This is a genomic window from Streptomyces hainanensis, from assembly GCF_004348415.1.
Lineage (GTDB): Bacteria > Actinomycetota > Actinomycetes > Streptomycetales > Streptomycetaceae > Streptomyces > Streptomyces hainanensis.
The window spans coordinates 1-9,226 of sequence record NZ_SMKI01000317.1 but is presented as its reverse complement, the minus strand read 5'-3'; the positions used below and the strand labels follow the sequence as shown (position 1 = coordinate 9,226).

The 9,226-nt window shown below is 75.7% G+C and carries 6 protein-coding genes and 4 pseudogenes; 8 read left to right on the top strand and 2 right to left on the bottom strand.

The features are described 5' to 3' along the window. Positions 1-126, bottom strand: a pseudogene (locus E1283_RS39980) (NAD-glutamate dehydrogenase domain-containing protein); the annotation flags it as partial. Between E1283_RS39980 and E1283_RS25190 the strand changes: the two are divergent. Beyond that, positions 124-1,572: pseudogene (locus tag E1283_RS25190) on the top strand (primosome assembly protein PriA); the annotation flags it as partial. The pseudogenes E1283_RS39980 and E1283_RS25190 sit on opposite strands and share 3 nt — an antisense overlap. A gap of 26 nt (positions 1,573-1,598) precedes the next feature. Here E1283_RS25190 and E1283_RS25185 read toward each other — a convergent pair. Further along, on the bottom strand, positions 1,599-2,129 hold the full coding sequence (locus E1283_RS25185) for a hypothetical protein (RefSeq protein WP_132820434.1): 531 nt from the start codon (positions 2,127-2,129) through the stop codon (positions 1,599-1,601). A 253-nt stretch (positions 2,130-2,382) separates the two neighbouring features. Here E1283_RS25185 and fmt point away from each other — a divergent pair, with 253 nt between their 5' ends. The 7 genes and pseudogenes from fmt to E1283_RS39750 all read left to right on the top strand — a co-directional run. Further along, on the top strand, positions 2,383-3,333 hold the full coding sequence (fmt, locus tag E1283_RS25180; RefSeq protein WP_132820433.1) for a methionyl-tRNA formyltransferase: 951 nt from the start codon (positions 2,383-2,385) through the stop codon (positions 3,331-3,333). 63 nt (positions 3,334-3,396) lie between these two features. Next, on the top strand, positions 3,397-4,821 hold the full coding sequence (locus E1283_RS25175; RefSeq protein ID WP_132820432.1) for an RsmB/NOP family class I SAM-dependent RNA methyltransferase: 1,425 nt from the start codon (positions 3,397-3,399) through the stop codon (positions 4,819-4,821). A gap of 66 nt (positions 4,822-4,887) precedes the next feature. Further along, positions 4,888-5,571 carry a ribulose-phosphate 3-epimerase gene (gene rpe / locus E1283_RS25170; RefSeq protein WP_132820431.1) on the top strand — a complete coding sequence of 228 codons (684 nt, stop codon included), beginning with the start codon at positions 4,888-4,890 and terminating at the stop codon, positions 5,569-5,571. 163 nt (positions 5,572-5,734) lie between these two features. Further along, positions 5,735-6,724, top strand: a complete 990-nt coding sequence (locus E1283_RS25165; RefSeq protein WP_132820430.1) for a sugar-binding transcriptional regulator — start codon at positions 5,735-5,737, stop codon at positions 6,722-6,724. A gap of 154 nt (positions 6,725-6,878) precedes the next feature. Beyond that, the gene (locus E1283_RS25160) at positions 6,879-8,318 is read left to right on the top strand and encodes a GuaB1 family IMP dehydrogenase-related protein (protein WP_132820429.1); all 1,440 of its coding nucleotides are present in this window, start codon (positions 6,879-6,881) and stop codon (positions 8,316-8,318) included. A 73-nt stretch (positions 8,319-8,391) separates the two neighbouring features. Further along, a pseudogene (locus E1283_RS25155) lies at positions 8,392-9,108 on the top strand (class I SAM-dependent methyltransferase); the annotation flags it as partial. A gap of 28 nt (positions 9,109-9,136) precedes the next feature. After that, positions 9,137-9,226: pseudogene (locus tag E1283_RS39750) on the top strand (NAD-dependent dehydratase); the annotation flags it as partial.

The window sequence follows — 9,226 nt, the reverse complement described above, 5'->3', positions numbered from 1 at the left end:
GTCGTGGCCCAGCTCGCGGAAGTGGCGCTTGACGGACTCCCAGGCGCCGCGCGCCGTGATGCCCATGCCCTTGTGGTCGTAGCCGGCCGAGCCGCCGGAGGCGAACGCGTCGCCCAGCCAGAAGCCGGCCGGGGCGCCCTCGCCGTGCTGCCCGACGGCCGCTCGGCCGCCCGCGTCGACGCGGCCCTGACTGAACTGCTGGGCGCCGACCGGCACGTGCTGCTCACCGCCGACGCGGGCCCCGAGGCCCGGTACCGGCGCTGGCTGGCGATCAACCGGGGCTCCGTGCGCTGCGTCGTCGGCACCAGGGCCGCGATGTTCGCGCCGGTCCGCGATCTCGGTCTGGTGGCGCTCTGGGACGACGGGGACTCCTCCCACCACGACGTCAACGCACCCCAACCCCACGCCCGCGAGGTGCTGGTGCTGCGCGCCGTCCAGGAGGAGGCGGCCGTCCTGCTCGGCGGCCACGGCCAGACCGTCGAGGCCGCGCAGCTGGTGGAGACGGGCTGGGCCCGCCCGCTGGCCGCCGAGCGGGAGGCGGTTCGCGCCGCCGCCCCCCTGGTCCGCACCGTCGGCGACGAGGACGAGGCACGCGACCCGGCGGCGCGCTCGGCCAGGCTGCCCAGCCTCGCCTGGGAGGCCCTGCGGGACGGTCTCACCCGCGGCCCGGTGCTGGTCCAGGTGCCGCGCCGCGGCTACGTACCCCGGCTCGCCTGCACCCGCTGCCGGGCCCCGGCCCGCTGCGAACGCTGTCAGGGGCCGCTCACCGCCGCAGGCCCCGACCAGCCGCTGAGCTGCGGCTGGTGCGGCACCGACGCGCCCGGCTGGGCGTGCGCCGAGTGCGGCGGGACCCGGCTGCGCGCCATCGTGGTCGGCGCCCGCCGCACCGCAGAGGAGCTGGGCAGGTCGTTCCCCGCCGTTCCGGTGCGCACCTCCGGACGCGACCACATTCTCGACACCGTGCCCGACCGGCCGGCCCTGGTGGTCAGCACCCCGGGGGCCGAACCCGTGCCCGAGGGCCCCGGCTACGCGGCGGCGATGCTGCTCGACGGCTGGGCGCTGCTCGGCCGCCCCGACCTGCGGGCCGGCGAGGAGGCCCTGCGGCACTGGCTCAACGCGGCCGCCCTCGTCCGCCCGCACGCCGACGGCGGCACCGTGGTGGTGCTGGCCGAGGCCACCCTGCGGCCCGTGCAGGCGCTGGTGCGCTGGGACCCGGCCGGCAACGCGCGGCGCGAGCTGGCCGACCGCGCCTTCCTCGGCTTCCCCCCGGTTTCCCGGATGGCCGCCGTCACCGGGCCGCCCGAGGCCGTCGAGGGACTGCTCGACACCGCCGAGCTGCCTGCCGAGGCCGAGGTGCTCGGCCCGGTGCCGATGCCGGTCACCGAACCCGGCCGGCCGCGGCGCCCCGGGGATCCGCCCCCCGGCGAGCAGTGGCAGCGGGCGCTGGTCCGGGTGCCACCCGGCAGCGGGGCGGGCCTCGCCGCCGCCCTCAAGACGGCGCAGGCCGCCCGGCTCGCGCGCCGGGAGGGCGCTCCGGCGCGCGTGCGCATCGACCCACCCGACATCGGCTGAGCCGCGGCCCGGGGTGTCGAGCCCGCTCAGCCGCTGCGCTGACCGGGGAAGACACCGTTCCTGCCCTCCGACCCGCCGCCCGCCAACGGCTGCGCGGGCCGGCCGGGCACCGGGCGGGCCGGCGGCACCCCGGGGGCCAGCGGCGGCGCCTCCGGCCGCACCGGCTCGCGGGCCGGCTGCGGCTGCGCCCCGGCACCCGCGCCCGTGCCGGCCCGGCGGGCGCCGTAACGGCGGTGCACCGCCTGCTTGGTGACGCCGAGGGCCGACCCCACCGCGTCCCAGGAGAATCCGAGCGAACGGTCGAAGTCCACCGCGGCCGTCACCAGGGCCTCCACGCTGTCCCGGAGCTCCTGGGCCAGCCGTACCGTGGGGGCGGGCGCGCGACCATAGACCACGAATCCGGCGGAGGGGCCCGATCGTCTCGGTCGGTATACGTTGCCCAGCTGGGCGGTGAGCGTGCGCAGCGCGTCCACCTGGCGGCGGACGCGCTCGATGTCCCGCACCAGTAGATGCAGGCTGGCCCGCGCCTGAGCGTCAGGGGTGGCGTGGTCGGCCATGAACAAGCCTCTCGAACCGGCGTCAAGGGAACGGACCAGGACAACGGCCCGTTGCGGTCAATCTCCCTTGACAACGCGCCACCCCGCGCCGGAGTCACGCTGCCGGCGCGCATCGTCAACCCCGTGCAGCGCACACCCACTTCCGAGCCCCGGAAAAAGTGCGACGACGAGGAACATAGACTCGTGCGGTCCGGTCGCCGCACGGGTGGCCGACCACCGCAGCGGACATCGACGGAGAGGTCGTACACGCACGATGAGGCTCGTCTTCGCCGGCACTCCCGAGGTCGCCGTCCCCGCCCTCGACGCCCTGCTCGCGTCGGACCGGCACCAGGTCGTGGCCGTGGTGACCAGGCCCGACGCCCCGGCCGGCCGGGGCCGGCGGCTGGTGCCGAGCCCGGTCGCCGAGCGCGCCGCCGAGGCGGGCGTCGAGATCCTCCGCCCGCGCCGCCCCCGGGACCCCGACTTCCTCGACCGGCTCCGCGAGATCGCCCCCGACTGCTGCCCCGTCGTCGCCTACGGCGCGCTGCTGCCTCCGGCCGCCCTCGACATCCCGCGCCACGGCTGGGTGAACCTGCACTTCTCGCTGCTGCCCGCCTGGCGCGGCGCGGCCCCCGTCCAGCACGCGGTGCTCGCCGGCGACGAGATCACCGGCGCCTGCACCTTCCAGATCGAGGAGGGCCTGGACTCCGGCCCCGTCTACGGGGTGCTCACCGAGGAGATCCGCCCCGAGGACACCAGCGGCGACCTGCTCACCCGGCTCGCCCTCGCCGGCTCCGGGCTGCTCGCCCACACCATGGACGGCATCGAGGACGGCGCCCTGGTGGCCCAGCCGCAGCCGGCCGACGGCGTCAGCCTGGCCCCCAAGCTCACGGTCGAGGACGCGGCGGTCGACTGGTCGGCCCCCGCGCTGCGGGTGCACCGCCAGGTACGCGCCTGCACCCCGGCGCCCGGCGCCTGGACGCTCTTCCGCGGCGAGCGGCTGAAGCTGCGGCAGGTCACCCTGACGCCGGACCGGGGCGACCTGGCGCCCGGTGAGCTGGCCGCCGGCAAGCACGCCGTGCACGTCGGCACCGGCTCGCACGCCGTCGAGCTGGCCTGGGTGCAGCCGCAGGGCAGGAAGCCGATGCGCGCCGCCGACTGGGCCAGGGGCGTCCGCGTGGCCCCCGGCGAGCGGCTCGGCCAGGCCGCCGCGCCGCGGCCGTAGCCTGGAGAGCACCCCCTCTTCCGTTTCCCCTTCCCATCCCCGACATCCGGAGCACCCCTTCCCGTGAGCACCCGGCAGCGCCGACCGTCAAGGACCTACCGCCGACCCCAGCGGGATCCGGTGCGGATTCTCGCCTTCGAGGCGCTGCGCGCCGTCGGCGAGCGCGGCGCCTACGCCAACCTGGTGCTCCCGCCGCTGCTCGCCAGGGCCAAGGAGGACGGCGAGTTCGACGCCAGGGACGCCGCCCTGGCCACCGAGCTCGTCTACGGCACGCTGCGCCGCCAGGGCACCTACGACGCGGTGCTCGCCGCCTGCGTGGACCGGCCGCTCGGCGAGGTGGACCCGCCCGTGCTCGACGTGCTCTCGCTCGGCGCCCACCAGCTGCTCGGCACCCGGATCCCGAGCCACGCCGCCGTCAGCTCCAGCGTCGAGCTGGCCCGCTGCGTGGTCGGCGACGGCCGTGCCAAGTTCGTCAACGCCGTGCTGCGCAGGGTCGCCGCCCACGACCTCGACGACTGGCTGGAGCGGGTCGCCCCGCCCTACGACGAGGACCCCGAGCGGCATCTGGCCCTCGTGCACGCCCACCCCCGCTGGGTGGTCGCCGCCCTCTGGGACGCGCTCGGCGGCGACCGGGCGGGGATCGAGCAGCTGCTGGCCGCGGACAACGAGCGCCCGCTGGTCACGCTGGCGGCCCGCCCGGGCCGCTCCACGGTGGAGGAGCTGCGGGCCGAGCCCGGCGCCGAGCCGGGCCGCTGGTCCCCGTACGCGGTGCGGCTGACCGAGGGCGGTGAGCCGGGGGCACTAGCCGCGGTCCGGGACGGGCGGGCCGGAGTCCAGGACGAGGGCAGCCAGCTGGTCGCCCTGGCACTGGCCAACGCCCCGCTGACCGGGCCCGACCGGCGCTGGCTCGACGGCTGCGCGGGGCCCGGCGGCAAGGCGGCGCTGCTCGCCGCGCTGGCCGCCGAGCGCGGCGCGGCGCTGGTCGCCGCGGAGCGGCAGCCGCACCGGGCCCGCCTGGTGGCGGACGTGCTCGACGGCAACCCGGGCCCCTACCAGGTGGTCGTCGCGGACGGCACCAGGCCAGCCTGGCGGCCCGGCTCCTTCGACCGGGTCCTGATCGACGTGCCCTGCACCGGGCTCGGCGCCCTGCGCCGCCGCCCCGAGGCCCGCTGGCGCCGCCGCCCCGAGGACCTGGACGGCCTCGTCGCGCTCCAACGCGAGCTGCTGCGCGGCGCGTTGGCCGCCGTCCGTCCGGGCGGCGTGGTCGGCTACGCCACCTGCTCGCCACATCTGGCCGAAACCCGCCTGGTCGTCGCCGACGTCCTCAAGGGCCTGGCGGGGGAGGGCGGGACCGCCGTGGAGCGGATCGACGCCCGCCCGCTGCTGCCCGGCGTCCCCGAGCTCGGCCCGGGGCCCGACGTCCAGCTGTGGCCGCACCGGCACGGCACCGACGCGATGTACCTGGCGCTGCTGCGCCGCACGGCGTAGGAGCCCTCGGGGAGCACCCGCCGACCGGGCGACGGGGGCCGGCCGGCGATGCTGAATACTGGGGCCATGGCACAGATCAATCCGAGCATCCTGTCCGCCGACTTCGCCCGGTTGGCCGAGGAGGCCAAGGCCGTCGAGGGCGCCGACTGGCTCCATGTCGACGTGATGGACAACCACTTCGTGCCCAACCTGACGCTCGGTGTGCCCGTCGTCGAGTCGCTGCGGAAGGCGACCGACATCCCGCTCGACTGCCACCTGATGATCGAGGACCCGGACCGCTGGGCCCCGGCCTACGTGGAGGCGGGAGCCGGTTCCGTCACCTTCCACGCCGAGGCGGCGGCCGCGCCCGTCCGGCTCGCCAGGGAGATCAGGGCCATGGGGGCCCGCGCCTCGATGGCGCTGAAGCCGGCCACCCCGATCGAGCCCTACGAGGACCTGCTGCCCGAGCTGGACATGCTGCTGGTCATGACGGTGGAGCCGGGCTTCGGCGGCCAGGCGTTCCTCGACATCATGCTGCCCAAGATCCGCCGTACCAGGAAGCTGATCGAGCGATACGGTCTCCCGCTCTGGCTCCAGGTCGACGGCGGCGTCTCGGCCGCCACCATCGAGCGGTGCGCGGAGGCCGGCGCCGACGTCTTCGTCGCCGGTTCGGCCGTGTACAGCGCGGACGACCCGGCCGCGGCCGTCGCGGCGCTGCGGGAGCGGGCGGAGCGGGCCGGGCGGGCGGCGGCACACACCACGTCCGGGTGAACACCCGTCGTCGATCCGGTTCCACGGGCCACCACCCGAGCGCGAGCGGCGATTCGCGGCCCCGCGAGTCTGCGAGGATGAACCTCCAGAGGTGACCGGGGACGGGGACGGACCGGAGGACAGTGAGGTGAGTGCGGTGCCGACCGGGAGGGCAGCCACAAGGATGGGGCCCGCCGAACTGATGCAGGCGGCGGCCATGGCACGCCGCTTCTATCTGGAGGGCAAGTCCAAGATCCAGATCGCTGACGAGTTCGGGGTCAGCCGCTTCAAGGTCGCTCGCGTGCTGGAGTCGGCGGTGGAACACGATCTGGTGCGCATCGAGATCCGGGTTCCCGCCGAGCTCGACGCCGAGCGTTCCGACGCCCTGCGGGCCCGCTTCGGGCTGCGGCACGTGGTGGTCGCCGAGTCGCCGTCGGACGACACGGACGACTCGCCCGACCCGGAGCATCTGGGCGAGGTCGCCGCCGAGTTGCTCGGCGAGCTGGTGGCCGAGGGGGACGTCCTCGGGCTCGCCTGGGGGCGCTCGACGATCCACATGGCGCAGGCGCTGCGGGAGTTGCCGCCCTGCACGGTCGTGCAGCTGACCGGCGTCTACCACGCGGGCACGTCGGAGCGCGGCTCGGTGGAGGCGGTGCGGCGGGCCGCGGCGGTGTCCGGCGGCGAAGCGCACCCGATCTACGCGCCGATGCTGCTGCCCGACCCGGCCACGGCCGCGGCGTTGCGCGCCCAGCCGGGCATCGCGGCGGCCTTCGAGTACTTCGACAAGGTCACGATCGCGGCGGTCTCCATCGGCTCCTGGGAGCCGGGGATCTCGACCGTCCACGACATGCTCGACAAGGAGGACCGGGAGCACTACTCGTCGCTCGGCGTGGCCGCCGAGATGTCGGCGCACCTCTTTGACGCGGACGGCCGCCGGGTCGGCCGTGACCTGGGGGAGCGGTGCATCACCGTGGAGGCGGAGCGGCTGCGCCGGATCCCCGAGGTGGTCGCCATCGCGGGCGGCCGCGGCAAGGCGGACGCGATCGGCGCGGTGCTGCGGTCGGGGCTCGTCACCAGCCTGGTCACCGACACCACGGCCGCCGACCGGCTGCTGGCCCAACCCCCCGGCCGCCGGCCGGCCATGGAGCGCTCCGACCCCGACGAGCTGGTCTAGGGCCTCGCCCGGGCGGCGCGCCGCCGCCCGGGTCGCACGGCGCGGCAGCGCCGCCCGCTTCGCGCGCCAGTACGGATCTCGGCCATAATGACGTAGGAGCCGCAGCTCCCCACCCGCCGGAATCGCGCAACAGCAGGTGAGAGAGCGAGCGAGCATGAAGTTCCTCAATGACGTCCGACCGTCGCACGACCTGACCTACGACGATGTCTTCATGGTCCCGAACCGCTCGGCGGTCGGGTCCCGCCAGGCCGTGGACCTGACCACCCCGGACGGCACCGGCACCACCATCCCGCTGGTGGTGGCCAACATGACCGCGGTCGCCGGGCGCCGGATGGCCGAGACCGTGTCCCGGCGCGGTGGCCTGGTGGTCATCCCGCAGGACATCCCGCTCGACGTGGTCACCGACGTCATCGCCTGGGTCAAGCGGCGCCACCTGGTGCTCGACACGCCCATCGTGCTGGCGCCCACCCAGACCGTGGGCGACGCGCTCGCGCTGCTGCCCAAGCGGGCGCACGGCGCGGGCGTGGTGGTCACCGGCGGCCGTCCGGTGGGCGTGGTGACCGAGGCCGACCTCACCGGCGTCGACCGGTTCACCCAGCTCGGCGAGGTGATGTCCCGCGACCTGCTGCTGCTCGACGCCGGGATGGACCCGCAGCAGGCGTTCGACGTCCTGGACGGCGCGCACCGCAAGATCGCGCCGGCGGTCGGCGAGGACGGGCGGCTCGTCGGGATCCTCTCCCGCAAGGGCGCGCTGCGCGCCACGCTGTACACCCCGGCCACCGACGCCGCCGGCCGGCTGCGCGTCGCGGCCGCCGTCGGCATCAACGGCGACGTGGCCGGGCGGGCCGCGGCGCTGCTGGAGGCCGGCGTCGACACGCTGGTGGTCGACACGGCGCACGGCCACCAGGAGTCGATGATCAGCACGCTGCGGGCCGTCCGGGCGCTGCGGCCCGCGGTTCCCGTGGTGGCCGGCAACGTGGTCTCCGCCGAGGGCACCCGGGACCTCGTCGAGGCCGGCGCCGACATCGTCAAGGTGGGGGTGGGCCCCGGCGCCATGTGCACCACCCGGATGATGACCGGCGTGGGCCGGCCGCAGTTCTCCGCGGTGCTCGAGTGCGCGGCCGAGGCCGCCAGGCACGGCAAGCACGTCTGGGCCGACGGCGGCGTGCGCCACCCGAGGGACGTGGCGATGGCGCTGGCCGCCGGCGCCTCCAACGTGATGGTCGGCTCCTGGTTCGCCGGCACCTACGAGTCGCCGGGCGACCTGCAGCAGGCCGCCGACGGCCGGCTGTACAAGGAGAGCTTCGGCATGGCCTCGGCCCGCGCGGTGCGTGGCCGCACCGTGGAGGACTCGGCCTACGACCGGGCCCGCAAGGGGCTGTTCGAGGAGGGGATCTCGACCTCCCGGATGTTTCTGGATCCGGCCAGGCCGGGCGTCGAGGACCTGATCGACTCGATCGTCGCCGGCGTCCGTTCGGCCTGCACCTATGCCGGTGCCGCCACCCTGTCCGAGTTCACCGAGCGGGCCGTGGTGGGCCTGCAGAGCGCCGCCGGATACGCGGAGGGCAAGCCGCTGCACGCCAGTTGGCAGTGATCCCGGGGTGCCCGGGCCCCGGCTGGCCTGACTCGGTCTGGTCTTCCCGGGGCCCGGGTGCTCGGATGGCTCCATGAGCGAAGCGACCCGCACGGGATACAGCGGCACGGGGCCGGGGGCCATCACCCCGGACGGCTGCGCCGTCGAGCACTGGCTGCGGCTGCGTCCCGGCCAGGAGCCCGAGATCATCGCCTCGGCGGTGCCGGCCGGCGCCGGCATCCTCGGCACCACACTCCTTGGCACCACCCTCCTCGAACTCGGCTGCGGTGTGGGCCGGTTGACCCGTCCGCTGGTGGAGCGCGGATTCACCGTGACGGCCGTGGACGAGTCCCCGGAGATGCTGGCGCACGTGACCGGGGTCCGCACGATCCGTTCCACGATCGAGGGGCTCGACCTGGGCGGCGAGCGGTTCGACGTCGTGCTGCTCGCCTCGTTCCTGGTGCACGCCGGCGATCCGGCGGTGCGCGCCGGGATCCTGCGGGCCTGCCGGCGCCATGTCGCCGACGCCGGCCAGGTGCTGATCCAGCGCGAGAGCGCGGACTGGCACCTCCGGGTGCCGCGCGAGTCGCGCACCGAACACGGCGTCACCCGGGTGGCCTCGGCCGATCCGGTGGACGCGGACACCTCGTCGATCCTCGTCGAGTACGAGTACGAGGACGCCAGGTGGACCCAGCGGTTCCTCTCCCACCGCTACACCGAGGAGTCGTTCGCGGCCGCGCTGGCCGCGGCGGGCCTCGCCGTGGACGAGGTGCTGACCGAGGACGGCACCTGGGTGCGCGCCCGGCCGATGGCCGGTGCGGTGGCGTACGGTCGACGGCATGCGCACAGTCATCGCTGGTGGACATGGCAAGATCGCCCGGCGGCTCGAGCGGCTGCTCGCGGCGCGTGGTGACGAGGCCGTCGGCCTG